The organism is Streptomyces sp. NPDC006283, assembly GCF_040613325.1.
Classification (GTDB): Bacteria; Actinomycetota; Actinomycetes; order Streptomycetales; family Streptomycetaceae; genus Streptomyces.
Window position 1 is genome coordinate 1 of the sequence record NZ_JBEXRZ010000081.1, and the last position, 23,990, is coordinate 23,990.

At 70.4% G+C, this 23,990-nt stretch carries 25 protein-coding genes; 14 read left to right on the forward strand and 11 right to left on the reverse strand.

What is annotated here, in order from left to right:
- Window positions 1–166: 166 nt before the first annotated feature.
- The gene (gene moaA / locus ABZ070_RS18455) at window positions 167–1,156 is read left to right on the forward strand and encodes a GTP 3',8-cyclase MoaA (RefSeq protein ID WP_356635038.1); all 990 of its coding nucleotides are present in this window, start codon (window positions 167–169) and stop codon (window positions 1,154–1,156) included.
- On the opposite strand, the gene ABZ070_RS18460 is transcribed toward moaA, so the two are convergent.
- Both ABZ070_RS18460 and ABZ070_RS18465 read right to left on the reverse strand, forming a co-directional pair.
- Window positions 1,139–1,384, reverse strand: a complete 246-nt coding sequence (locus tag ABZ070_RS18460; protein ID WP_356635040.1) for a hypothetical protein — start codon at window positions 1,382–1,384, stop codon at window positions 1,139–1,141. The two genes, moaA and ABZ070_RS18460, sit on opposite strands and share 18 nt — an antisense overlap.
- A gap of 203 nt (window positions 1,385–1,587) precedes the next feature.
- Window positions 1,588–1,956, reverse strand: a complete 369-nt coding sequence (locus ABZ070_RS18465) for a DUF3099 domain-containing protein (protein ID WP_356635042.1) — start codon at window positions 1,954–1,956, stop codon at window positions 1,588–1,590.
- A gap of 228 nt (window positions 1,957–2,184) precedes the next feature.
- Between ABZ070_RS18465 and ABZ070_RS18470 the strand changes: the two genes are divergently transcribed.
- Window positions 2,185–2,460 carry a GlsB/YeaQ/YmgE family stress response membrane protein gene (locus ABZ070_RS18470; RefSeq protein ID WP_356635044.1) on the forward strand — a complete coding sequence of 92 codons (276 nt, stop codon included), beginning with the start codon at window positions 2,185–2,187 and terminating at the stop codon, window positions 2,458–2,460.
- A 104-nt stretch (window positions 2,461–2,564) separates the two neighbouring features.
- On the opposite strand, the gene tyrS is transcribed toward ABZ070_RS18470, so the two are convergent.
- From tyrS to ABZ070_RS18485, 3 genes are all read right to left on the reverse strand, one after another.
- Window positions 2,565–3,833, reverse strand: a complete 1,269-nt coding sequence (tyrS, locus tag ABZ070_RS18475) for a tyrosine--tRNA ligase (protein ID WP_356635097.1) — start codon at window positions 3,831–3,833, stop codon at window positions 2,565–2,567.
- 58 nt (window positions 3,834–3,891) lie between these two features.
- Window positions 3,892–5,286, reverse strand: coding sequence for a metallopeptidase TldD-related protein (locus tag ABZ070_RS18480; protein ID WP_356635046.1), 1,395 nt, complete (start codon window positions 5,284–5,286; stop codon window positions 3,892–3,894).
- Between the two features lie 91 nt (window positions 5,287–5,377).
- On the reverse strand, window positions 5,378–6,901 hold the full coding sequence (locus ABZ070_RS18485; protein ID WP_356635048.1) for a TldD/PmbA family protein: 1,524 nt from the start codon (window positions 6,899–6,901) through the stop codon (window positions 5,378–5,380).
- A gap of 412 nt (window positions 6,902–7,313) precedes the next feature.
- Here ABZ070_RS18485 and fabG point away from each other — a divergent pair, with 412 nt between their 5' ends.
- From fabG to ABZ070_RS18500, 3 genes are all read left to right on the forward strand, one after another.
- The gene (fabG, locus tag ABZ070_RS18490) at window positions 7,314–8,033 is read left to right on the forward strand and encodes a 3-oxoacyl-[acyl-carrier-protein] reductase (RefSeq protein WP_356635049.1); all 720 of its coding nucleotides are present in this window, start codon (window positions 7,314–7,316) and stop codon (window positions 8,031–8,033) included.
- Window positions 8,034–8,037: 4 nt separating this feature from the next.
- Window positions 8,038–8,805, forward strand: coding sequence for an enoyl-ACP reductase FabI (gene fabI / locus ABZ070_RS18495; RefSeq protein WP_356635051.1), 768 nt, complete (start codon window positions 8,038–8,040; stop codon window positions 8,803–8,805).
- Window positions 8,806–8,918: 113 nt separating this feature from the next.
- Window positions 8,919–9,365, forward strand: a complete 447-nt coding sequence (locus tag ABZ070_RS18500) for a hypothetical protein (RefSeq protein ID WP_356635053.1) — start codon at window positions 8,919–8,921, stop codon at window positions 9,363–9,365.
- Here the strand turns inward: ABZ070_RS18500 and ABZ070_RS18505 are convergent.
- Entirely contained in the window at window positions 9,328–10,014 is a 687-nt protein-coding gene (locus ABZ070_RS18505) for a FadR/GntR family transcriptional regulator (RefSeq protein WP_356635055.1), read from the reverse strand. The genes ABZ070_RS18500 and ABZ070_RS18505 overlap by 38 nt on opposite strands.
- A 94-nt stretch (window positions 10,015–10,108) precedes the next feature.
- On the opposite strand from ABZ070_RS18505, the gene ABZ070_RS18510 reads away from it, so the two are divergent.
- The 4 genes from ABZ070_RS18510 (at window position 10,109) to ABZ070_RS18525 (ending at window position 12,551) form a co-directional block, all read left to right on the forward strand.
- Window positions 10,109–11,395 (forward strand): CynX/NimT family MFS transporter, encoded by a 1,287-nt coding sequence (locus tag ABZ070_RS18510; RefSeq protein WP_356635057.1) that lies wholly within the window; start codon window positions 10,109–10,111, stop codon window positions 11,393–11,395.
- Between the two features lie 4 nt (window positions 11,396–11,399).
- Window positions 11,400–11,516: an SGM_5486 family transporter-associated protein gene (locus tag ABZ070_RS18515; protein ID WP_356635059.1), complete on the forward strand. Its 117-nt coding sequence runs from the start codon at window positions 11,400–11,402 to the stop codon at window positions 11,514–11,516.
- Between the two features lie 200 nt (window positions 11,517–11,716).
- A complete protein-coding gene (locus tag ABZ070_RS18520) occupies window positions 11,717–11,926 on the forward strand; it encodes a hypothetical protein (RefSeq protein ID WP_356635061.1) in 210 nt (69 codons plus the stop codon).
- A gap of 73 nt (window positions 11,927–11,999) precedes the next feature.
- Complete coding sequence (locus tag ABZ070_RS18525; RefSeq protein WP_356635063.1) at window positions 12,000–12,551, forward strand: histidine phosphatase family protein; 552 nt, start codon at window positions 12,000–12,002, stop codon at window positions 12,549–12,551.
- 86 nt (window positions 12,552–12,637) lie between these two features.
- Here the strand turns inward: ABZ070_RS18525 and serB are convergent, their stop codons facing one another.
- Window positions 12,638–13,864, reverse strand: a complete 1,227-nt coding sequence (serB, locus tag ABZ070_RS18530; RefSeq protein WP_356635065.1) for a phosphoserine phosphatase SerB — start codon at window positions 13,862–13,864, stop codon at window positions 12,638–12,640.
- 320 nt (window positions 13,865–14,184) lie between these two features.
- Between serB and ABZ070_RS18535 the strand changes: the two genes are divergently transcribed.
- Window positions 14,185–16,740: an FHA domain-containing protein gene (locus ABZ070_RS18535; RefSeq protein ID WP_356635067.1), complete on the forward strand. Its 2,556-nt coding sequence runs from the start codon at window positions 14,185–14,187 to the stop codon at window positions 16,738–16,740.
- A gap of 113 nt (window positions 16,741–16,853) precedes the next feature.
- On the opposite strand, the gene ABZ070_RS18540 is transcribed toward ABZ070_RS18535, so the two are convergent.
- The 3 genes from ABZ070_RS18540 to ABZ070_RS18550 form a co-directional block, all read right to left on the reverse strand.
- A complete protein-coding gene (locus tag ABZ070_RS18540) occupies window positions 16,854–17,567 on the reverse strand; it encodes a transglycosylase SLT domain-containing protein (protein WP_356635069.1) in 714 nt (237 codons plus the stop codon).
- Window positions 17,568–17,829: 262 nt separating this feature from the next.
- Entirely contained in the window at window positions 17,830–18,939 is a 1,110-nt protein-coding gene (locus ABZ070_RS18545; protein ID WP_356635071.1) for an S-adenosylmethionine:tRNA ribosyltransferase-isomerase, read from the reverse strand.
- On the reverse strand, window positions 18,936–19,634 hold the full coding sequence (locus ABZ070_RS18550; protein WP_356635073.1) for an SDR family NAD(P)-dependent oxidoreductase: 699 nt from the start codon (window positions 19,632–19,634) through the stop codon (window positions 18,936–18,938). The genes ABZ070_RS18545 and ABZ070_RS18550 overlap by 4 nt, the downstream gene beginning before the upstream one ends.
- A gap of 227 nt (window positions 19,635–19,861) precedes the next feature.
- Between ABZ070_RS18550 and ABZ070_RS18555 the strand changes: the two genes are divergently transcribed.
- From ABZ070_RS18555 to ABZ070_RS18565, 3 genes are all read left to right on the forward strand, one after another.
- On the forward strand, window positions 19,862–21,007 hold the full coding sequence (locus tag ABZ070_RS18555; RefSeq protein WP_356635075.1) for a GAF domain-containing sensor histidine kinase: 1,146 nt from the start codon (window positions 19,862–19,864) through the stop codon (window positions 21,005–21,007).
- Window positions 21,000–21,644 (forward strand): response regulator transcription factor, encoded by a 645-nt coding sequence (locus tag ABZ070_RS18560; RefSeq protein WP_356635077.1) that lies wholly within the window; start codon window positions 21,000–21,002, stop codon window positions 21,642–21,644. The genes ABZ070_RS18555 and ABZ070_RS18560 overlap by 8 nt, the downstream gene beginning before the upstream one ends.
- Before the next feature lie 139 nt (window positions 21,645–21,783).
- Entirely contained in the window at window positions 21,784–22,032 is a 249-nt protein-coding gene (locus tag ABZ070_RS18565) for a chaplin (RefSeq protein WP_356635079.1), read from the forward strand.
- Window positions 22,033–22,187: 155 nt separating this feature from the next.
- Here the strand turns inward: ABZ070_RS18565 and ABZ070_RS18570 are convergent, their stop codons facing one another.
- Window positions 22,188–22,982, reverse strand: coding sequence for a hypothetical protein (locus ABZ070_RS18570; protein ID WP_356635081.1), 795 nt, complete (start codon window positions 22,980–22,982; stop codon window positions 22,188–22,190).
- 154 nt (window positions 22,983–23,136) lie between these two features.
- Here ABZ070_RS18570 and ABZ070_RS18575 point away from each other — a divergent pair, with 154 nt between their 5' ends.
- A complete protein-coding gene (locus ABZ070_RS18575; RefSeq protein ID WP_356635083.1) occupies window positions 23,137–23,928 on the forward strand; it encodes an ABC transporter ATP-binding protein in 792 nt (263 codons plus the stop codon).
- The last annotated feature ends 62 nt before the right edge of the window (window positions 23,929–23,990 follow it).

A 23,990-nucleotide genomic window follows, 5' to 3' on the forward strand; every position in this document is an offset into this window, starting at 1 on the left:
GGAGTGGTGGGGTCGGCCGGGGTGGGTGCGGCGGCCGGCGCGGGCACCTCGGGCGACGCGGCCGCTGCTTACCTCGTGGCAAACGGCCCCTGGTGTTGTCGGCGTTGTCGCGTAGGCTCGCAGTGGCGAGATTCTGTACGACTTCCGGATGGGGAGGGGGCCCACAGTGCTCATCGACACCTTCGGCCGTGTGGCCACTGACCTGCGCGTTTCGCTCACGGACCGGTGCAACCTGCGGTGTACGTACTGTATGCCCGAAGAAGGCCTGCAGTGGCTGGCGAAGCCCGATCTGCTGAGCGACGACGAGATCGTCCGGCTGATCCGCATCGCCGTCACCGATCTCGGCATCACCGAGGTCCGCTTCACCGGCGGCGAGCCGCTGCTGCGCCCCGGACTGGTCGGCATAGTGGAGCGCTGCGCCGCCCTCGAGCCCCGCCCCAAGATGTCCCTCACCACCAACGGCATCGGGCTGAAGCGCACGGCAGCCGCCCTGAAGGCCGCCGGCCTGGACCGGGTCAACGTCTCGCTGGACACCCTGCGGCCGGACGTCTTCAAGACCCTCACCCGCCGCGACCGCCACCACGACGTGCTGGACGGCCTCACCGCCGCCCGCGAGGCCGGTCTCACCCCCGTCAAGGTCAACGCCGTCCTGATGCCGGGACTCAACGACGACGAGGCGCCCGACCTCCTGGCCTGGGCGGTGGAGAACGACTACGAGCTGCGCTTCATCGAGCAGATGCCGCTCGACGCACAGCACGGCTGGAAGCGTGACGGGATGATCACCGCTGGTGACATCCTCGAGTCCCTGCGCACCCGTTTCACGCTGACGCCGGAGGGCGACGCCGCGCGCGGCTCCGCGCCCGCCGAGCGGTGGGTCGTCGACGGCGGACCGCAGCGGGTGGGCGTCATCGCCTCCGTCACCCGCCCGTTCTGCCGCGCCTGCGACCGCACCCGCCTCACCGCCGACGGCCAGGTGCGCACCTGCCTCTTCGCCACCGAGGAGACGGACCTGCGGGCCGCGCTGCGCTCAGAGGCGCCCGACGAGGAGATCGCCCGCATCTGGCGGCTGGCGATGTGGGGCAAGAAGGCGGGATCCGGCCTCGACGACCCGTCGTTCCTTCAGCCCGAGCGGCCCATGTCAGCCATCGGCGGCTGATTCGGCCCCCGTGCCGCGCTCCCACTCCTCCAGCGTCACCACGTCCTTGAGGAAGCCGCGCACACCGAGGAACTGCGAAAGGTGCTCCCGGTGTTCGTCGCACGCCAGCCATGTCTTGCGGCGGTCAGGGGTGTGCAGCTTCGGGTTGTTCCAGGCGAGGACCCAGACGGCGCCGGTGCGGCAGCCCTTGGCCGAGCAGATCGGGGATTCTTCACTCACCGGATGCATCACCGGATCATTGTCCCAGCATGGCGACGCCGAGCAGCCACGGGGGGAGCTGCCCGGCGTCGGTCCGTCGCTCCGACGGGGGATGCGGAGCGCGTAGGCAGTATGTCATGGGTAACAGGGTGCGGTGCACCGGAACTTCATGATTGATCTGAGCTTTTCCTGAGCTTTGCGGAGCCTCCCGGATCCGCCGTCCCGGCCCGCCGTCAGCTCTGCCCGGCCGCCGGACGCTCCCGCTCGAAGGTCCCCGCCTCCGTTTGCTCCGCACCGGGCTCCGCGGCCGGCTCGATCATCGGACGCGCCGGCGGCGCAACGTAGGTCGACGGCAGGGAAGGGGCGTTCTCCCGGCCTGCGTTGGCGATGACAACCGCGACATACGGCAGCAGTATGCCGAGCGCCAGCGCCACGATCGCCACATGACGCTCCACGTTCCACAGCACGGCCGCGAGGATCACCGACACCGTACGGACCGACATCGAGATCACGTAGCGGCGCTGCCTGCCGCGCACATCGTCGGCGAGGCCCCGGCGTGCTCCCGTGATCCGGTAGACCTCTGCTCCGTGGTGCTTCCGCATCACTGTCCACCACCCGATTTCCGCGCCCGGACGTTCCCGGACATCCCCTGCTTCGACCCCCTCCACGGTACGCCCGGCCTGCGCCGTCTTCGAGAGTGGGGCGGCCCCACGACTGCGTGCCCCGTCTACGTCGTCAGCCGTACGGCGTTCCACGACATGCGCCGTACGGCTGACGGGCCGACACTGGCGACGTAACTGCTCACGCAGAGGCCGTACAAGGAGGCAGCCATGGGCTGGTTGTGGGCGATCATCGTGGGATTCGTGCTGGGCCTGATCGCCAAGGCGATCATCCCGGGCAAGCAGCACAGTCCGCTCTGGCTGACCACCATCTTCGGCATCATCGGCGCCGTCATCGGCAACGCCGTCGCCCGTGGACTCGGCGTCGCGGAGACCAGCGGTATCGACTGGTGGCGGCACGCCTTCCAGCTCGTCGCGGCCATCATCGTCGTCTTCCTGGGAGACATGGCCTACAGCTCGGTCCGCGGCAGAAAACAACGCGCCTGACACCACACGTCTGACACCACACGTCCGACACCACACACGGCTGAGGCCGGGTGGGCTCAGTGCCCACCCGGCCTCAGCCGTAACGCGTCGTGCCGTGCCGTCGGTCAGCCGGCCGTGACCTCGACCGCCGCCAGGTTCTTCTTGCCCCGGCGCAGCACCAGCCAGCGCCCGTGCAGCAGCTCGTCCTGCGACACCACGGCGTCCTCGGCGGTCACTTTCACGTTGTTCACGTAGGCGCCGCCCTCCTTCACCGTCCGGCGGGCCGCGGACTTGCTCGGCGCCAGACCGACCTCGGCGAACAGATCGACGACCGGCAGCAGCTCGCCGACCCGGGCGTGCGGCAGCTCGGCGAGCGCCGCACGCAGCGTCGCCTCGTCCAGATCGCCCAGCTCGCCCTGCCCGAACAGCGCCTTCGAGGCGTTGATCACCGCGGCACACTGGTCGGCGCCGTGCACCAGGGTGGTCAGCTCCTCCGCCAGCGCCCGCTGGGCGGCGCGCGCCTGCGGCCGCTCCGCGGTCTGCTTCTCCAGCTCCTCGAGCTCCTCACGGCTCTTGAAGCTGAGGATGCGCAGGTACCGGTTGATGTCCCGGTCGTCCGTGTTCAGCCAGAACTGGTAGAACGCGTACGGCGTGGTCATCTCCGGGTCGAGCCAGAGCGTGCCGGTCTCGGACTTGCCGAACTTGGTGCCGTCGGCCTTGGTCATCAGCGGGGTGGCCAGGGCGTGCACCTCGGCGTCCGGCTCCAGGCGGTGGATCAGGTCCAAGCCCGCGGTCAGGTTGCCCCACTGGTCGCTGCCGCCCTGCTGCAGGACGCAGCCGTACCGCCGGTAGAGCTCCAGGAAGTCCATGCCCTGCAGCAGCTGGTAGCTGAACTCCGTGTAGCTGATGCCCTGCTCGGACTCCAGACGCCGCGCGACCGAGTCCTTGGTGAGCATCTTGTTGACACGGAAGTGCTTGCCGATGTCCCGCAGGAACTCGATGGCGGACATGCCCGCGGTCCAGTCCAGGTTGTTCACCATGACCGCGGCGTTGTCACCCTCGAACGAGAGGTACGGCTCGATCTGCGAGCGCAGCCGGTCCACCCACTGCGCGATCGTCGCCGGGTCGTTCAGCGTGCGCTCCGCGGTCGGCCGCGGGTCGCCGATCTGGCCCGTCGCCCCGCCCACCAGTGCCAGCGGCCGGTGACCGGCGAGCTGGAGCCGGCGCACGGTCAGCACCTGGACCAGATGCCCGACGTGCAGGCTCGCCGCGGTCGGGTCGAAGCCGCAATAGAACGTGACGGGACCGTCCGCGAGCGCCTTGCGCAAAGCGTCCTCGTCGGTGGACTGGGCCATCAGCCCGCGCCACTTCAGCTCGTCGACGATGTCCGTCACGTCTCTCATGTCTCCTTCGGTGAGTGCGTCCGCAACCGAACCACGGACGCACCCGAGGTTATACGCCCTGGCTGACCGAACTCATATTGAAATCCGGCACCCGCAGCGCGGGCATCGCGGCCCGGGTGAACCAGTCGCCCCACTCCCGCGGCAGTGTCTTCTCGGTGCGCCCGGCCTCGGTGGTCCGCGACAGCAGATCGACGGGGGACTCGTTGAAGCGGAAGTTGTTGACCTCCCCGACGACCTCCCCGTTCTCCACCAGGTATACGCCGTCCCTGGTCAGACCCGTCAGCAGCAGCGTCGCCGGGTCCACCTCCCGGATGTACCACAGACAGGTCAGGAGCAGGCCGCGGGCCGTGGCGGCCACCATCTCGTCCAGCGATCGCTCACCGCCGCCGTCCAGCACCAGGTTCCCCGTGCCCGCTGCGACGGGCAGGCCGGTCAGGCCGGCGCTGTGCCGCGTGGCGACCAGGTGCTCCAGTTTCCCTTCCCGTACCCAGTCCGTCGGCCCGAGCGGCAGGCCGTTGTCGAAGACGGAGGCGTCGTCGCCAGAGGAGTGCGCGATCACGAACGGGGCGGACTCGAGCCCCTGCTCGTTCGGGTCGCTGCGCAGGGTGAGCGGCAGCGGGGACAGAGTCTCCCCGACGCGGGTGCCGCCGCCGGGCTTGGAGAAGACCGTGCGGCCCTCGGCGGCGTCCCGGGCAGCGGAGGACCACAGCTGGTAGATCAGCAGATCGGCCACCGCGGTGGGCGGCAGGAGCGTCTCGTACCGCCCGGCGGGCAGCTCGATCCGGCGCTCCGCCCAGGCCAGCCGCTGCGCCAGCTCGGCGTCCATGGCAGCCGGGTCCACGTCCTTGAAGTCCCGCGTCGAACGGCCCGCCCATGCGGAGCGGGCCCGGTCCGGAGACTTGGCGTTCAGCTCCAGGGTGCCGTTCGGCTGGTCGTGCCGCAGGCGCAGGCCCGTCGAGGTGCCGACGTAGGTGGAGGTCATCTCGTGGTTGGCGAAGCCGTACAGCTCACGGCCGCCGGCCCTGGCCCGGGCGAAGGCCTCGCCGAGCGCGGGCGCGAAGTCAGCGAACACGGCCGAGGTGGTCTCCGCGGGCGCGTCCGTGAAGTCCGGGGACGCGGGAGTGCCTTCGACGAGCGGCTGGGCGTCCTCGGCCGGCCCCGCGCCGCGCGCCGCGGCTTCCGCGGCGCGCACCAGCGGCTCGAGGTCGGCGGCGGTCACGGCGGACCGGGACACCACACCGGAGGCGGTGCCCTGCGAGCCGTCGACGGTGGCGATCACGGTGAGGGTGCGGCCGCGGGTGACGCCGTTGGTCGTCAGCGTGTTGCCGGCCCAGCGCAGGTTGGCGGACGACTCCTCGTCGGCGATGACGACGCAGCCGTCGGCGGTGGACAGCTCGAGAGCCCGCTCGACGATCTCGTGCGGCTTGCTGGTACGGCTGCTCATCGACCCGCCTCCTGCGTGGTGTTCAAACTGTGCTTGCCCGGGGGGCGACCCCCGGTCCCCCGGCAGGGGGACGTGTGCGTGACGTGCTCGCTCATCGACCCGCCTCCTGCGTCGTGTTCAAGATGTTGACGCCCCGGAAGAGGGCGGACGGGCAGCCGTGCGAGACGGAGGCCACCTGGCCGGGCTGGGCCTTCCCGCAGTTGAACGCGCCGCCCAGCACGTACGTCTGCGGACCGCCGACCTGCTCCATGGAGCCCCAGAACTCGGTCGTCGTCGCCTGGTAGGCGACATCCCGCAGCTGCCCGGCCAGGCGGCCGTTCTCGATGCGGAAGAACCGCTGGCCGGTGAACTGGAAGTTGTAGCGCTGCATGTCGATCGACCACGATCGGTCGCCGACCACGTAGATCCCGCGCTCGACCCCGCCGATCAGGTCGTCCGTCGACAGTCCGCCCGGGTCCGGCTGCAGCGACACGTTCGCCATCCGCTGCACCGGCACATGAGCGGGGGAGTCGGCGTACGCGCAACCGTTGGAGCGGCCGAGGCCGGTCAGCTTCGCGATCCGCCGGTCCAGCTGGTAGCCGACGAGCGTGCCGTCCTTGACCAGGTCCCAGCTCTGCGCCTCGACGCCCTCGTCGTCGTATCCGATCGTCGCGAGCCCGTGCTCGGCCGTGCGGTCGCCGGTCACGTTCATCACGGAGGAGCCGTACGCCAGCTTCCCCAGCTGGTCGAAGGTCGCGAACGACGTGCCCGCGTACGCCGCCTCGTAGCCGAGCGCCCGGTCCAGCTCGGTGGCGTGGCCGATCGACTCGTGGATGGTGAGCCACAGATTGGACGGGTCGACCACCAGGTCGTAGCGGCCGGCTTCGACACTCGGCGCACGCATCTTCTCCGCGAGCAGCTCCGGGATCTGCTCCAGCTCCGCGTCCCAGTCCCAGCCGGTGCCGCGCAGATACTCCCAGCCGCGGCCCGCCGGGGGCGCGATCGTGCGCATCGAGTCGAACTCGCCGGTCGTCTCGTCGACGGCGACCGCGGTGAGCTGTGGATGCAGCCGCACCCGCTGCTGGGTGGTGACGGTGCCGGCCGTGTCCGCATAGAACTTGTTCTCGTGGACGGTCAGCAGCGAGGCGTCGACGTGCGCGACGCCGTCGGCCCGCAGCAGCCGGTCGCTCCACTGTGCCAGCAGCGCGGTCTTCTCCTCGTCGGGGACGGCGAAGGGGTCGATCTCGTACGACGAGACCCATGTCTTGTCGGCGTGCACCGGCTCGTCCGCCAGCTCCACCCGCTCGTCGCTGCCCGCCGCCGCGATCACCTTCGCCGACAGCTTCGCCATCGCGACCGCCTGGCCCGCGACCCTGGCCGCGGCGTCCATGGTCAGGTCGACCCCGGACGCGAATCCCCACGCCCCGCCGTGCACGACCCGCACCGCGTAGCCGAGGTCCGTGGTGTCGGAGGATCCGGCGGGCTTGGCGTCCCGCAACCGCCAGGACGCACTGCGTACGCGCTCCAGCCGGAAGTCGGCATGCTCGGCACCGAGCGCCCGGGCCCGGGCGAGCGCCGCGTCGGCGAGCGCCCGGAGCGGCAGCGCGGTGAACGTCTGATCGATGTCGTGGGGCACGGCTGTTTTTCCTCCAGGCACTCACCGGGGTCGCTACGGCACGCAGTGAATCATGCTGCGGGGGCACCATGTCCGGGGATTACGTACGGCGCCGGGCACGTGTGGAGGCCATCCCGACCAAACCTGCGAGGGACGACCCGAACCGGATGACGCCCCTCCGTCCGGCCGGGCCCGGCGGAGGGACATCTGCTCCATGCCTCGGGGAGTCCCGACGGCACGGTGACCGAAATCCTCCTGTACGGCGAACTGAGGGACGAAACGCCACGAGCCGCTTCTTCTGTAGGGATCCGACAGCGACTGATCGAAGGCGCTGTCAGGGACCGATTCCCCGTACGGCGGACCGGACCGATAGGTTTCCGAGGTAGTCGCCTGGCTCCCAGGTGCTCCAGACCGCTAACGAAAGGGTGATCCGTTGAGCCGCTCGGTTCTCGTCACCGGAGGAAACCGGGGCATCGGCCTCGCCATCGCCCGCGCTTTCGCCGAGAACGGCGACAAGGTCGCCATCACCTACCGCTCGGGCGAGCCGCCCGCCGAGCTCGTCGAGGCCGGGTGCCTCGCCGTGCGGTGCGACATCACCGACGCGGAGCAGGTGGAGCAGGCCTACAAGGAGATCGAGGAGAAGCACGGCAACGTGGAGGTGCTGGTCGCCAACGCCGGCATCACCAAGGACCAGCTTCTGATGCGTATGTCGGAGGACGACTTCACGTCCGTCCTCGACACCAACCTCACCGGCACCTTCCGGGTCGTGAAGCGCGCCAACCGCGGCATGCTGCGTGCCAAGAAGGGCCGTGTCGTCCTGATCTCCTCCGTCGTCGGGCTGCTTGGCTCTGCCGGGCAGGCCAACTACGCCGCCTCCAAGGCCGGTCTGGTGGGCTTCGCCCGCTCCCTGGCCCGTGAGCTCGGCTCGCGGAACATCACCTTCAACGTCGTCGCGCCCGGTTTTGTCGACACCGACATGACGCAGGCGCTCACGGACGAGCAGCGCGCGGGCATCGTCTCGCAGGTGCCGCTCGGCCGCTACGCGCAGCCGGAGGAGATCGCCGCCGCCGTGCGTTTCCTCTCCTCCGACGACGCGTCGTACATCACTGGAGCCGTCATCCCCGTTGACGGCGGATTGGGCATGGGTCACTGATCACATGAGCGGAATTCTCGAGGGCAAGCGCGTCCTGATCACCGGTGTGCTGATGGAGTCCTCCATCGCGTTCCACACCGCGAAGGTGGCCCAGGAGCAGGGCGCAGAGGTCATTCTGACCGCCTTCCCGCGGCCCACCCTGACCGAGCGCATCGCCAAGAAGCTGCCCAGGCCCGCGAAGGTCATCGAGCTCGACGTCACCAACGACGAGCACCTGGCCCGCGTCGAGGACGTGGTGCGCGCGGAGCTCGGCAGCCTGGACGGTGTCGTCCACTCCATCGGCTTCGCCCCCCAGGACGCCCTCGGCGGCAACTTCCTCAACACGCCGTTCGAGTCGGTGTCCACCGCGATGCACGTCTCGGCGTTCTCGCTGAAGTCGCTGACGATGGCCTGCCTGCCGCTGATGCAGCAGGGCGGCTCGGTCGTCGGTCTGACCTTCGACGCGCAGTTCGCCTGGCCGCAGTACGACTGGATGGGTCCGGCCAAGGCCGCCCTCGAGGCCACCAGCCGCTACCTCGCCCGTGACCTCGGCAAGCAGAACGTGCGCTGCAACCTGATCTCGGCCGGCCCGCTCGGGTCGATGGCCGCGAAGTCCATCCCCGGCTTCTCGGACCTCGCGAAGGTGTGGGACGAGCGCTCCCCGCTCGAGTGGGACATGGCCGACCCGGAGCCCGCGGGCCGCGGTGTCGTCGCGCTGCTGTCCGACTTCTTCCCGAAGACCACCGGCGAGATCGTCCACGTCGACGGCGGCGTGCACATCATGGGCGCCTGACCAGCAGTCCGTACTCCGGGGACGCCCCGCCGACCGCTTCCGCGGTGGGCGGGGCGTCCCCCGTTCGGCCCAGTACCGACCCCGCGAGTGGGCGGTCCCCACCGGGGGCGGCGATGCTGGAGGAGCAAATCTTCCTTGTGGTGCTGTTGCGGCGCGTGCGCCGCAGCCCGGCCGAGGAGGTCCTGCTCGTGCGTACGAAATGGCGCAACGCCTCCGTACTGGCCGCCGTGACGGTCCTGCTGGGGGCGATACCCTTCGCCACACTCCAGCTCCGTCAGGAGTCGCAGGACCCGCGGCCGGCGCCGCAGCCGACCTACCAGGCCGGATGCAGCACCGTCGTCGAAGGTTCCCGGGTCACCGCCTACTGCCACAACCCGTACCCCGGCGCCGACCGGGTGCAGCTCCATGTCGAGTGCGACCGCTGGTGGGACGTTGACGCGGACACCGCGCCCTTGTTGCTCCGCCCCGCCGGATACGGCGAGCTGACCGGGCGGTGCTGGAAGGAGATCCGGTCGGTCTGGGTCAGCCACCAGCCGGTGAAGGCCGACGCAGACACATGAACGGATAGCCGGCCGCCTCGGAGGCCGCCGTGTCGCCGTCGCCCGCGCGGATCGCCCCGACCAGCCGTGCGTGATCCATGTGGTGCTCGGGACGCAGCTCCTGGCCGACGTCGTCGCGCAGCCAGTCGCGCATCAGATCGCCCAGGTCCGCGTACAGTCCGGTCAGCACCTCGTTGTGCGACGCGGCGACCACGGCGAGATGGAAGGTCGCGTCGGCCGCCACGAACGCCTCGGCGACGCCCGAGTCCCATGCCTCCTCGCGCCGGGCCAGCAGCGAGTCCAGCTGCTTCAGGTCCCGTTCGGTACGCCGCTCGGCGGCCAGCCTCGCGGCGGACGACTCCAGGGTGGAGCGCAGCTCGGCGATGTGCCGCGGGTCGGCGTCGGCGAAGCGGCGGTGCATCACGCCCGCCAGCTCGCTCGTGGCAACGACGTACGTGCCCGAGCCCTGCCGGATGTCCAGGAGCCCGTTGTGGGCGAGCGCACGCACCGCCTCCCGGACGGTGTTGCGGGCGACGCCGAGCTGCTCGACCAGTTCCGGCTCGGTCGGAATCCGCGAACCGACCGGCCACTCGCCCGAGGTGATCTGGTTCCGGAGCTCGGCGATCACTTGGTCGGAGAGCGCGGAACGCCGGGGAGAGGACAGCGCCATGGTGCTCCTTGTCGTCAGGCGTCCGCCCGCCGCCCGTATACGACGGTCGTTCGGGATTGGACAACCAATCATCCCATGATTCTATGATGGGTCCATGCTCGACGAGACCCGCACCCTCAGCCCCGCCACCACGGCCCCTGCCTCCCAGGATTCTGCCGCCCGTAGGCGCTCCGTGTGGGTCACCCGCCTCGTCGTCGTCGGCATCGTCCTCGCCGCGCTCAATCTGCGCCCCGCCATCACCAGCCTCGGAGCCCTGCTGGAGGAGGCCCGCACCGGGCTGCACATGAGCGGCAGCGTGGCCGGGCTGCTCACCTCCGTACCGCCGCTCTGCTTCGCCGTTTTCGGCGTCGCCGCACCCCGGCTCGCCCGCCGCTTCGGGCCCGGCGCCGTGCTCTGTGCCGGTATGGCCGCCATCGCCGCAGGACTCGCCGTACGGCCCTTCGCGGGCGGCACTGCCGGGTTCCTCGCCGCCAGTGCGGTCGCCCTCATGGGCATCGCCGTCAGCAACGTGCTGATGCCGGTGATCGTCAAGCGGTACTTCCCCGACCGGGTCGGCTCGATGACCGGCCTCTACTCCATGGCGCTCGCGCTCGGCACGTCCGTGGCAGCGGCCGCGACCGTGCCCATGACCGCTGCGCTGGGCGGCAGTTGGCGCGCCGGCCTCGCGGTGTGGGCGGCGCTGGCCGCAGCCGCCGCACTGCCCTGGCTCCGGCTGGTACGCGACCGCGACCGCGGCGCCGGCGACGACAGTGCCTCGGGGCCGCACGACGCCGACCCGGCCGCTCCCGCGCCGCGCATCACCCGTAGTCCCACGGCATGGGCGCTGGCCTGCTTCTTCGGGCTCCAGGCGACCGGCGCCTACATCACGATGGGCTGGATGCCGCAGATCTTCCGCGACGCGGGCGTCTCCGCCGGGGCCGCGGGCGTGCTGCTGGCCGTCACGATGGTCATGGGCGTACCGCTGGCGTTCGTTATCCCCCGGCTGGCGACCCGGATGAAGCACCAGGGTCCCATCGCCGTGGCCCTCGGCCTGTGTGGACTGACCGGCTATGTGGGCCTGCTGCTGGCGCCGGCGGCCGGAGCGTGGGCCTGGGCGCTGCTGCTGGGCATCTCCAACTGCTCGTTCCCGCTCGCCCTCACCATGATCGGCATGCGGTCGAGGACGGGCGCGGGCGTCGTACGGCTCTCCGCTTTCGCCCAGTCGACCGGCTACCTGATCTCCATCCCCGGCCCGCTGCTGGTGGGCGTGCTGTACCAGCACAGCGGCGGCTGGGGCCTGCCGATCGGGCTGATGGCGGGGCTGCTCGTCCCGCAGATCGTGATGGGCGTCCTCGCGGGGCGGGACCGGACGATCGAGGACGAGACGCGGGTGCGAGACTGAGACCATGCCTGTGCTCGATCCGAACCCCCAGAACGGCCAGAAGAAGCTCCTCGGGATCTTCGGCCTGATACTCCTCATCGGTGTGGTCATCTCGATCATCGCGACCGTCGCCGCGCCGTGACACCGTGGCCGCCGCCCGCCCGGCGGCGCCGCGCGCACGACCGGGCGGTGCCGGCCTCCGCAGGACGAGACCCGGTGGTGCCGGCACCACCATCCCCTAGGGGGCCAGGGTCAGGGTGAAGTGGGTGGCTCACCGGATGGGCGCCGCCGTTCATGATCCGTACGTTTGAGGTACTCGACCTCAGACCTACGGAGGCGGCCATGCCGGCCCACGCGCACACCCGGTCCCGTCCCCAGGCCCCGGTCGTCGCCGGGGCCCGGCTGCCCTGGTGGGCGCTGGCGCTCCCGGCCGTCGCTTTCTGCACGCTGCTCATGCTGATCGCCGGTCCTGGGCAGGCGCACGCCGTGTCCGGCGACGCCTCCGCGTTCGGCGAGGTCCTCCGGCTGATCTTCCGCACGCTGGCCGGTTGACGGCGTCACCCGTGACGGGTGAGCACCTCAACACCCTGCGCCTGATGGCTCAATTCATGCGAAGCTGGGTGTCATGAGCGCCGCTGTGTCTTCCGGGGGGACACCCCCCGGACCTCCCGAATCCCGCAGGATCGTTCTCCTCCGGCATGCGAAGGCCGACTGGCCCCAGGTGTCCGACCATGAGCGCCCGCTCGCAGAGCGTGGCCGCAAGGACGCGCCCGTGGCCGGCCGCCGGCTCGCCGAGACCGGTATCGACTTCGATCTGGCCCTGTGCTCGACCGCGGCCAGGACCCGCGAGACATGGAAGCTCGCGGTGCACGAGCTGCCGCACCGCCCGAAGACCGTGTACGAGGAGCGGCTGTACGAGGCCTCCCTCGGCGACCTGCTCGCCCTGCTCAACGAGACCCCCGACGATGTGAACGACCTGCTTGTCATTGGTCACAACCCCGGAATGCACGCTCTCGCCGACGCCCTCGCGGGCGGGACCGAGGGGGACGCGCTGTCCCGCATGACCCGTGACGGCTTCCCGACCTCGGCGTTCGCCGTCGTGTCCTTCACCGGATCATGGAAGTCCGTGGAGCACGGCGTCGGCACGCTGCTCGACTACTGGACCCCGCACGACTGACCCGTCACGGCACAGGGCGGGCCCGGCGGTGTGCCGGGCCCGCCCTGTGCCGCGCCTTGTGCGCGCCTTCGTGGACTCGGCGCCCGTCAGTGCTCGCCGGTGCCGTCGTCGGCGGCCTCCACCTCTTCGCGTGTGATGCCCAGCAGATACAGCACCGTGTCCAGGAACGGCACATTGACCGCCGTGTGCGCGGCCTTGCGCACGACGGGCTTGGCGTTGAACGCGACACCGAGCCCCGCGGCGTTCAGCATGTCCAGATCGTTCGCGCCGTCGCCGATCGCGACGGTCTGCGCGAGCGGAACTCCTGCCTCTGCCGCGAACCGGCGCAGCAGCCGCGCCTTGCCGGCCCGGTCGACGATCTCGCCCACGACGCGGCCGGTGAGCTTCCCCTCCACGATCTCCAGCGTGTTCGCCGACGCGAAATCGAGCCCGAGCCGTTCCTTCAGGTCGTCGGTGACCTGCGTGAAGCCGCCGGAGACGACGCCCACTTGGTAGCCGAGCCGCTTCAGCGTACGGATCAGGGTGCGCGCTCCCGGGGTGAGCCGTACCTCGGCGCGTACCTTGTCGACGACGGAGGCGTCGAGACCCTCGAGCAGCGCCACCCGAGCATGCAGCGACTGCTCGAAGTCCAGTTCGCCGCGCATCGCCGCGGCGGTCACCGCCGCGACCTCGGCCTCGCAGCCGGCGTGCGCCGCGAAGAGCTCGATGACCTCGTCCTGGATGAGCGTGGAGTCCACGTCCATGACCACGAGCCGCTGCGCCCGCCGGTGCAGCCCCGCGGAGACGACGGCCACGTCGACCCCGATCTCGGCCGCCTCTATGGCCAACGCGGTCCGCAGCGGCTCGGTCTGCACGCCGGAGACCGCGAACTCCACAGCGGTGACCGGGTACTTGGCGAGCCGGAAGATACGGTCGATGTTGCCGCCGACGTCGGCGATGGTGGCCGCTATGGCCGCAGTGGACTCCGCCGTGAGCGGGTGCCCGAGCACGGTCACGAGCGAACGCCCGCTGCCGCGCGGCCGGTTGTCGCCGGTGCCGGAGATGATCTCGGCCTGCAGTTTCAGGGAGTCGGCCCAGCTGTGCACGGTGGCACGCAGGTCGCCCTCGGTGGTCCCGCCCACGCTCGGCGCGGTGACGAGGGCGCACAGCACGAGGCGCCCCCGGGACACGACCTGCTCGATGTCGACGACGTCGACGCCGTACGCGGCGAGGGTGTCGAAGAGCCCGGCGGTGATCCCCGGGCGGTCCTTCCCGAAGATCTTGACGAGAAGGGTGGGGACGTCGGTGTGGGGAGGGGGCTGCGATGCGCTCATGGTGCTACCACCGTATCGGGCCACGGCCGGGTGGAGACGTCCTGTCCCGCCTGACGGACACGCCATCCGTCCAGTGGCCGGGACCGGCACGTTCGACCTGATTGGCCTGGATTATTCGGTTCACACATGATCCATGGCCGCTCGTGCGTGATCGTCGCCCTTCGGAGGTGCTCCCCGCCGTCGGCGAACGTACCGACTCCGTACCGAACGAGGTCTTCACAAGGCCCGACTTTCGGATACGGGACCGGGCCTGAAATAGTTCCCCACGATGTTCGCCTTCCCTAGACTCCCGGCGACGGGGGAAGCTCGGGGGACAACTAGTGGGGCATGGAGTGCCGGAACTCGTACTGGAATTGAACGGAAGGACCTGGACGCTCGATCCGTCCCGGTCGTACAGCCTCGGACGCGATCCGCAGGGCGATGTGGTGATCGACGACGCCAGAGTGTCGTGGCGGCACGCCACGATCAGCTGGGGCGGGCGTAGTTGGGTCATCGAGGACCACGGCAGCACCAACGGCACGTACGTGCAGGGGCAGCGGATCCATCAGTTGGAGATCGGCGCGGGGACGGCCGTCCATCTGGGCAACGCCACCGACGGTCCCCGACTTGCTCTGAGCGGCGCCGGTGCGGTGGCCGGCGCGGGCGCCTACAGCGCCCAGGCCGCCGCCCCGCAGCAGATGGCCCAGCAGGCCCCGGCGCACCAGGCGCCGGCCCCGCAGCCGCAGCAGGGCTGGCAGCAGCCCCCGGCTCAGCAGCAGCCGCCCCAGCAGGGCTGGCAGCAGCAGCCTCCGCAGGCCCAGCAGCCGCAGGTGCCGCACCAGCAGGGCATGCCGAAGGCGCAGGGTGCTCAGCCGGTACACGGCGACCGCAGCCCGACCACCTTCCACCAGTTGGCGCTCGGGCGCGTCATGCGCATCGGTCGTGCGCTCGAGAACGAGCTGGTCGTCTCCGACCTTCAGGTCTCGCGCCACCACGCCGAGTTCAGCGCGCACCCCGACGGCCGCTTCGAGATCCGCGATCTCGGGTCGCACAACGGCACGTACGTCAACGGTCAGCCGATCGCCAAGTCCGGCACGGTCCTCATCGGCCCGAACGACATCGTCGGCGTCGGCCACTCCACGTTCCGTATCGTCGGCGGACAGCTCGAGGAGTTCGTCGACACCGGTGAGGTCTCCTTCTCGGCCCGGCACCTCACGGTGACCGTCGACGGCGGCAAGCAGATCCTCCGCGACGTCTCCTTCGGTGTCCCGGAGAAGTCGCTGATCGGTGTCATCGGCCCGTCCGGCTCCGGAAAGTCCACCCTGCTCAAGGCGCTCACCGGCTACCGGCCCGCCAACCAGGGCGACGTCCTCTACGACAACCGCAGCCTCTACAAGCAGTTCGCAGAGCTGCGCCAGCGCATCGGACTGGTTCCGCAGGACGACATCCTGCACAAGGAGCTCACCGTCCGTAAGGCACTCAAGTACGCGGCCAAGCTCCGCTTCCCCGGCGACACGGCCGAGGCCGAGCGTGAGGCGCGTATCGACGAGGTACTGCGCGAGCTGAAGCTCGACATCCACAAGGACAAGAAGGTCACCTCGCTCTCCGGCGGCCAGCGCAAGCGCGTCTCCGTGGCCCTGGAGCTGCTGACCAAGCCGTCGCTGATCTTCCTGGACGAGCCGACCTCCGGCCTCGACCCGGGCATGGACCGTGACGTCATGCAGCTGCTGCGGGGCCTGGCGGACGACGGCCGTACGGTCCTCGTCGTCACGCACTCCGTGGCAGAACTCCAGCTGTGCGACAAGCTGCTCGTCATGGCCCCCGGCGGTTCCGTGGCTTACTTCGGCCCGCCGGAGGAGGCGCTCAACTTCTTCGGGTACACCACCTGGGCCGACGTCTTCTCCGCGTTCGAGAACTACCGCGACTACGACTGGGCGGGCCGCTGGCGCGGTTCGCAGCACTACCAGATGTACGCGGCGGACATCGACGCCGTCGCCGCGCAGTCGGTCAACATGCCGCCGCCGCAGCAGATGCGCCCGCCGAAGCCGCAGAGCTGGGGAGCCCAGCTGCTGACGCTGATCCGCCGCTACTCCTCGGTGATCGCGTCCGACAAGGGCTTCATGGGCCTGATGGTGATCCTGCCCGCCGTCCTCGGCCTGGTCAGTGTCGTCATTCCGGCCGACTTCGGCCTCGCCGCCCCCGACGACGGCAAGTCCAGGTTCAACGGCGACGCCGGCACGATCATGCTGATCCTCGCGGTCGGCATGTGCTTCTCCGGCGCGGCGAACTCCGTACGAGAGCTGATCAAGGAACGGGTCATCTACGAACGGGAACGCGCCACCGGCCTGTCCCGCTCCGCGTACCTGATGTCCAAGGTCATCGTCCTCGGCCTGATCACCGCCTTCCAGGGCGTCATCATCTGCGGCATCGGCTTCGCCACCCGCGACCTGCCCGAAGAGGGCCTGATCATGCCGCCGGCCGTCGAGATCTGCCTCGTGGTGATCGCGCTCGGCTTCACCTCGATGATGTTCGGCCTGGTCATCTCCTCGCTGGTGAAGACCGCCGAGAAGACCATGCCGCTGCTGGTCATGTTCGCGATCGTCCAGGTCGTCTTCACCGGCATCCTTTTCCAGGTCTACGGCTCGCCCGGCCTGGAGCAGTTCGCCTGGCTGATGCCGTCCCGCTGGGCCATCGCCGGCGCCGGTACGACGCTCGACCTGTCGCACCTGATGCCGCCGTGGGACCCGAAGAACCCGACGGACCTCGACCCCCTGTGGGAGCACTCGGCCGGCCAGTGGGGCATCAACATCACCGTCCTGCTCGCCATCGGCGTCATCTGCGGCATCGTGGTCCAGCGTCTGCTGCGCCGCCACGAGCCCGAGGTCATGCGCAAGTAACGCACGTCACGCGGTGACACAACGACGCCGAAGGGCGCACCCTGCGCGGGGTGCGCCCTTCAGCGTCTGTTTCATGTCCGCCGGATCGTGCCGCCGGCTCGGCTCAGCAGGCCTCAGTAGGCGCTGTTGACGTTGTCCATCGAGCCGTAGCGGTCGGCCGCGTAGTTGCAGGCGGCGACGATGTTCGCGACCGGGTCGTACTGGTCGTGGGCGGTGCCCGGGACGTGGTAGGCGTCGAAGGTGGGCTTGATGACCTGCAGCAGGCCCTTCGACGGCACGCCGTTGATGGCGTTGATGTCCCAGTTGTTGATGGCCCGCGGGTTGCCGGAGGACTCACGCATGATGTTGCGGTGGATGCCCTCGTAGGTGCCGGGGATGTCGTGCTTCTTCATGATGGACAGGGCCTCGCGGATCCAGCCGTCCAGGTTGTTCGGGTAGGTCACCTTGGCCGGCGTGCGCGCGGCGGAGCGGCTGGCGGCCTCGTTCTTGGCGCGCTTTTCGGCGGCGGCCTGGGCAGCGGCCTTCTTCTCGGCGACGGCCTTCGCCTTTGCCTCGGCCTTTGCCTTGGCCTGCGTGGCCTTGAACTGGGCCTCGAAGGCGGACTGCTGGCCGGTGATGCTCTCCTGAACGGCCGCGATCTGCTTCGAGTCGGCCTTCCATGCCACCGGGGCTGCCGCGACTGCCTCGGTGCGGACGCCGGCTTCGGCGTCGCCCGAGGGAACGAGCGAGAACGCGACCGTGGCGGCGGCGACGGCGGCGACGCCGGCGACGGCGGTCTTGCGGCTCTTGATTCGGCGGCGGATCTCGGGGGTGATGAACGCGGACATACAGACGTACCTCTTCGAATAGCGGAAAGTCGCCTCAGGCCGGATCGGCTCTGCGCTGTTCGGAAGCGACGTCGGCAATTCTTAGCTGCCGCAAAATGCCCTGGCAAAGATGTGACGTACGATCCGAGGTAGTGGATCGCTTGTTCCCAATGTCCGGTTTCACCAGTGCTGTCCGTGGTTACTTGCCCCTTTTGTATCCACTAAGGAGTCTCGTAAGTGACGTGCACCCTATGCGGGGGCTCACATCGGCCGGGTAACTATGTCACCTCCTGTTGCTCGAGCAATCCGTTGAGTGACGCTTCTCCTCGGGCAGGAGGAGATGCACGTCGCCGAACTCGTGCCAGAGGTAGCGGTGCCGCACCGCCTCGGCGTACGCGCGGGCGAGCGCGGCCCGTCCGGCTATCGCCTCGAGCATCAGCAGATGCGACGCCTCGGGCTCGTGCAGCCCGGTCAGCAGACCGTCCACCGCCAGCACCCCGCGCCGGGGAGTGACGACCAGATCCGTCCAGCCGGCGCGGGGGCGCACCACGCCCTCGCCGTCCACGGCCGACTCCAGGGCCCGCACGGCCGTCGTGCCCACCGCCACGATCCTGCCCCCGGCGGCACGTGCGGCGTTCACCAGCCGGGCCGTCGTCGCCGGGACCTCGAAGCGCTCCGGATACGGCGGCTCATGGGCCTCGGCCGACGCCACGCCCGTGTGAAGGACGATCGGAGCGAACTGCACCCCCCGGCTCACCAGGTCCGCCACCACGCGCGGGGTGAAGGGGCGCGCGGCGCTCGGCATCTCCGCCGAACCGGAACCGTCGGGGGAGGGGAGCGCGAACACCGTCCGGTAGGCGGACAGAGGCTGGTCCCGCGTCGTGTACCCGTAGCGGATCGGCCTGCCGTACCGCCGCAGCAGCCGCGGCACGTCCACCGACACCGTCGCCCACCACAACCGCTCCGCGCCGGGGACGAGCGGCGCCTCCAGGACGAGCTCACCGCCCCCGGGCACCCGTACGACGGCCCCCAGCGGGCCCCCGGGCCGCGGCAGCGTGCTCCCCGAGCCGTCCGGCCGGCGCAGCTCCACCGCCCAGCGCCCCAGGTCGCCGCGGGTCGAGAAGTGCACCACGACCGCCTCGCCGCCGAGCCGCCCGTCGACCGCGGCGGCCAGCGTGGTCGACGTGTTGACGACCAGTACGTCACCGGCGAGCAACCGGTCCGGCAGCTCGCGGAAGTGGTGATGGGAGACCTCCGTCCCCTGCGACACCAGCAGCCGCACGTCGTCGCGCCCCGACCCGCGCTCCTCGGCGGGCACCCGCGCGGACAGGCCGTCCGGCACGCGCAGCGCGTCCAGCACGAACGGGCCCGCGTCCTTCGGGCCGGCCCTCATCGGGTCTCCAGCAGCGCCCGTGCCGTATAGCGGCCGCTTGCCGGCCGCTCCGCGAGCAGCCGCACAAACGCGGGGACGACGGATTCGGGCGAAGGACGCTCGTCCTGGTCGTCGGGCACGGCCGCCGCGTACAGATCCGTCTGCATGTCGCCCGGGTCGACGCTCCACACCCGCAGGCCGGGCTCCTCGGCCGCGAGCACCGCGGCGAGATGGTCCAGCGCGGCCTTCGACGCCCCGTAGCCGCCCCATGTCTCGTACGCCTCCACCGCCGCGTCCGAACTGACCGTGACGACCGCCCCGCCCGCCCGTGACGCCCGTAGCAGCGGCAGGGCCTCCTGCACGAGGCCGAGAGCCGCGACCACGTTGGTCTCCAAAGCCGCCCGCAGCCCCGCCACCGGCAGCGCCTCCAACCGCACCAGCGGTTCAGCGCCCAGCGCGCTCGCGTTGCTGACCAGCAGATCCAGGCCGCCCAGCTCGTCCGCCGCGGCCACGAGCTCCGCGCGGTGTGCGGGGTGCGTGACGTCCCCGGGCACGGCGACGACCCTGGTCCCGTACCGCCCGGCGTGCTCGGCGCTCTCCTTCAGTACGTCCGCGGTCCTGGCGCCCAGCACCAGATCCCAGCCCTGCTTCGCGAGCGCCGCCGCCAGGGCGCGCCCCAGCCCCTTCGACGCCCCGGTGATCACTGCTACCGGCATCGTGCCCATCCCCTTGTGTCGTGCTGTCCGCTGTCCGCTGTGTGCTGTCCGCGGTCGCCGCCTGTTGCGGCCGGTACGGATGGGCCCAACGTAGGAACGCGGTCCGGACCGCCGCCTCGGGCACGAGGACCTTCCGAGCAAGGCACTTCGACCTACGTCCGCAGCCCTAAGCGGATGCGGTCCGCGGTCGGATACGGACTGTCACACCCCGCCGGTACGGTGAGGTCATGAGTCACCGACCCGGCTCCGGCCTCGCCGCCGTGAGCACCGCACTCCTCGCGATGAGCCGGCATCTCGAGGTGCGCGACGTGCTGAAGACGATCGTGGCCTCGGCGCGCGAGCTTCTCGACGCCGAGTACGCGGCGCTGGGCGTGCCCGACGATCATGGGGGCTTCGCTCAGTTCGTCGTCGACGGTGTCAGCGACGCCCAGTGGAAGGCGATCGGACCGCTCCCGCGCCAGCACGGCATCCTCGCCGCGATGCTCCAGGAGGCGAAGACGGAGCGGCTCGCGGACGTTCGCAAGGACCCCCGCTTCGAGGGCTGGCCGTCCGCGCACCCGGACATGTCCGATTTCCTCGGCCTGCCGATCAAGGACGGCGACGAAATCATGGGCGCCCTGTTCCTCGCGAACAAGAGGTGCCCCAAGCCGGACGGCGGCTGCGGCTTCACCGAGGACGACGAGGAACTGCTCGGGATCCTCGCCCAGCATGCGGCGATCGCCCTGACCAACGCCCGCCTGTACGAGCGCAGCCGCGAGCTCACCATCGCGGAGGAGCGCTCCCGCCTCGCCCACGAGCTGCATGACGCCGTGAGCCAGAAGCTCTTCTCGCTGCGACTGACCGCCCAGGCCGCCACGGCCCTCGTGGACCGCGATCCGGGCCGGGCCAAGGGCGAACTGCAGCAGGTCGCGGCGCTCGCCGCGGAGGCCGCGGACGAGCTGAGGGCCGCCGTGGTCGAGCTGCGCCCCGCCGCGCTCGACGAGGACGGCCTCGTCAACACCCTCCGCACCCACATACAGGTCCTCGACCGCGCTCACGACGCGCGAGTCACGTTCGACACCACCGGCATCCGGGCCCTGCCGGCCGCCCAGGAGGAGGCGCTGCTGCGGGTCGCGCAGGAGGCTCTGCACAACGCGTTGCGTCACTCCGGGGCGGACGCGGTGGACGTGGTGCTGGTCCGCCACGGACAGGGCGCCGTCCTGTCCGTCACCGACGACGGCAAGGGCTTCGAACCGAAGGCGGTCCGCCGGGCCGGCCGCCATCTGGGTCTCGTCTCGATGCGCGACAGGGCCGGTGGCGTCGGCGGCAGGCTCACCGTCGAATCGGCGCCCGGCCAGGGCACCACGATCGAGATGGAGGTCCCCGGTGGCTGACACCAGGATTCGCGTCCTGCTGGTCGACGACCATCAGGTGGTGCGGCGCGGGCTGCGCACGTTCCTCGAGATCCAGGACGACATAGAGGTGGTCGGCGAGGCGGGCGACGGCGCGGAGGGGGTCGCGCTCACCGAGGAGCTGCGGCCCGACGTTGTCCTCATGGACGTCAAGATGCCGGGGATGGACGGCATCGACGCCCTGCGGAAGCTCAGGGAACTGGCCAACCCGGCCAAGGTCCTGATCGTCACCAGCTTCACCGAGCAGCGCACTGTCGTCCCCGCCCTGCGGGCTGGGGCCTCCGGCTACGTGTACAAGGACGTCGACCCGGACGCCCTGGCAGGCGCCATCCGTTCCGTGCACGCCGGCCATGTGCTGCTGCAGCAGGAGATCGCGGGCGCGCTGCTCTCCAACGACGAGCCGGGCGGCGGCACGGGCCGGGGCAACAGCCTCACCGAGCGGGAGCGCGAGGTGCTCGGCCTGATCGCCGACGGGCGCTCCAACCGGGAGATCGCGCGGGCGCTGGTCCTGTCGGAGAAGACGGTCAAGACTCACGTCTCCAACATCCTGATGAAGCTCGATCTCGCGGACCGGACGCAGGCGGCGCTGTGGGCGGTGCGACACGGAATGGCGGGCTGAGCGGAGCGTCACGCTCCGATGCGAGATTCATACTGTCGGGTGTATGTCACCCACACGGCGCATCCTGATCCACTGGTGAGCGTTCTTCATGGCGTGCTGCGGCGGCCGGCCGCAGCGAATGCTCAGGAGGAATGACGAAGTGAAGAACCTGAAGAAGGCTGCTGCCCTCACCATGATCGTCGGCAGCCTGGTCGCCGCGGGCTCGGGTGTCGCGTCTGCCACCACCGGTGGCGCCCACGCCCACGGCGCGGCGGTCAAGTCCCCGGGTGTCCTGTCCGGCAACCTGATCCAGGCGCCGATCCACGTCCCGGTGAACGTGGTGGGCAACACGGTGAACGTGGTGGGCCTGCTGAACCCGGCGTTCGGCAACAGCGGCTTCAACGGCTGACGCGCCGTCTCGATGCCCCACGGCCCCCGGGCGCTGCGCCGCCCGGGGGCCGTAGTCGTACCCGCCCTGAGCGCCGTACTCCGGGGCGCTGCCCATGGTTCAGCCCCTCGATCCCCAGCTGCGGCCCGGCCCGTCAGCGGCCCGCGGCGGGGGCCTCAGCCCCGCCCCCGCTCCCGCTCCTCCACGTACGCGTTGTACGCCGCCACCTGCGCCCGCCGCGCCACACGCTCCACCGGTCGCAGCGCCTCGCCCCGCGCAGCCATCTCCGACGCGCTCACCGCTCCCCCGTGCCCGTTCTCGTACGCCAGTGAGACCAGCAGCCCGACGCGCTGCGCCAGTTCCAGCACCCGCACGGCCCGCGGCGGATACCCGGGCGCCAGCGCCTCGCCCGAGCCGCCCCGTTCCGCCCGTGCCCGGTACGCGTCCAGCGCCGCCTCCGCCATCGGACCCGATGCGGCCACGTCGAGGCGTGTCAGCGTCGCCGTCGCGTCCCGCAGGGCCTCCGCGAGTTCACGTTCCGCCTCGCCGAGCGACGGCACGTCCGCGGGCGGAGCCTCCCGTACCGGCAGGCAGTGCCAGACGACCTCCACGTGCAGGTCGCCGGCCGGGCCCGCCTCGTAGACCTCGGGCACGAGCCCGTACGCCGCGCCCGTCGCGACGACGGCTTCCTCCGCATCGAGCGCCCGCGCGTTGAACTCGGGCGGTCCGCTGAGCCCCAGCGGGTGGCCCGAAGACGGCAGCGCGACCCGGAAGCCGGTCACGCCGAGCGAGCGCAGGCGACCCAGCGCCAGCGTGAGTCCGACCGGTGCACTCTCACCAGGCAGGCCCTCGACCCGGTGCACCGCGTCGTCTCCGACGATCGCGTGTACGGCGTCGTCCGGCGAAACAAGTCCGACCAAAAGGGCATTTCCCCATGCGGCCAGCCGTCCTGAGCGTGGTTCCGAAAGCATGCCCCCAGCCTAGGGACCGGGCCGGGCGACTGGAGCACTCACCCGGTGGCGTAGATTTCCCTGGGTGGTGTGCCCGCAGGTGCACCAGGTGCACAAAAGAACCCGAAACGCACCCGAACACCTCAAGACGATTGCATGGGGAGACTACGCGCTCATGAGCGATGTACTGGAGCTGGTGGACGTATCCGTGGTCCGCGACGGACGCGCTCTGGTGGACGACGTCTCCTGGTCGGTCAAGGAGGGTGAGCGCTGGGTCATCCTCGGCCCGAACGGCGCGGGCAAGACCACCCTGCTCAACATCGCCTCCAGCTATCTCTACCCGACCACCGGAACGGCGCAGATCCTCGGCGAGCGCCTCGGCGGCGTCGACGTGTTCGAGCTCAGGCCGCGCATCGGCATGGCCGGTATCGCCATGGCCGAGAAGCTCCCCAAGCGCCAGACCGTCCTGCAGACGGTGCTCACCGCCGCGTACGGCATGACCGCGACCTGGCACGAGAACTACGACGAGGTCGACGAGCAGCGCGCCCGCGCGTTCCTGGACCGCCTCGGCATGACCGAGTACCTGAGCCGCAAGTTCGGCACGCTCTCCGAGGGCGAGCGCAAGCGCACGCTGATCGCCCGCGCCATGATGACCGACCCCGAGCTGCTGCTCCTCGACGAGCCGGCCGCCGGTCTGGACCTCGGTGGACGTGAGGACCTGGTCCGCCGCCTCGGACGGCTCGCGCGCGACCCGTACGCACCCTCCATGATCATGGTCACCCACCATGTCGAGGAGATCGCCCCCGGCTTCACCCACGTCTTGATGATCCGTCAGGGAAAAGTGCTCGCCGCCGGCCCGATGGAGACCGAGCTGACCTCCCGCAACCTCTCGTTGTGCTTCGGACTGCCGCTCGTCGTCGAGCGCAACGGTGAGCGCTGGACCGCCCAGGGCCTTCCGCTCGGCTGACGGCCTTGGATGCGCAGGGGCGCCGACCCGTTTCGCCCCCTGTCCCAAGCGTGTCCGGCGGA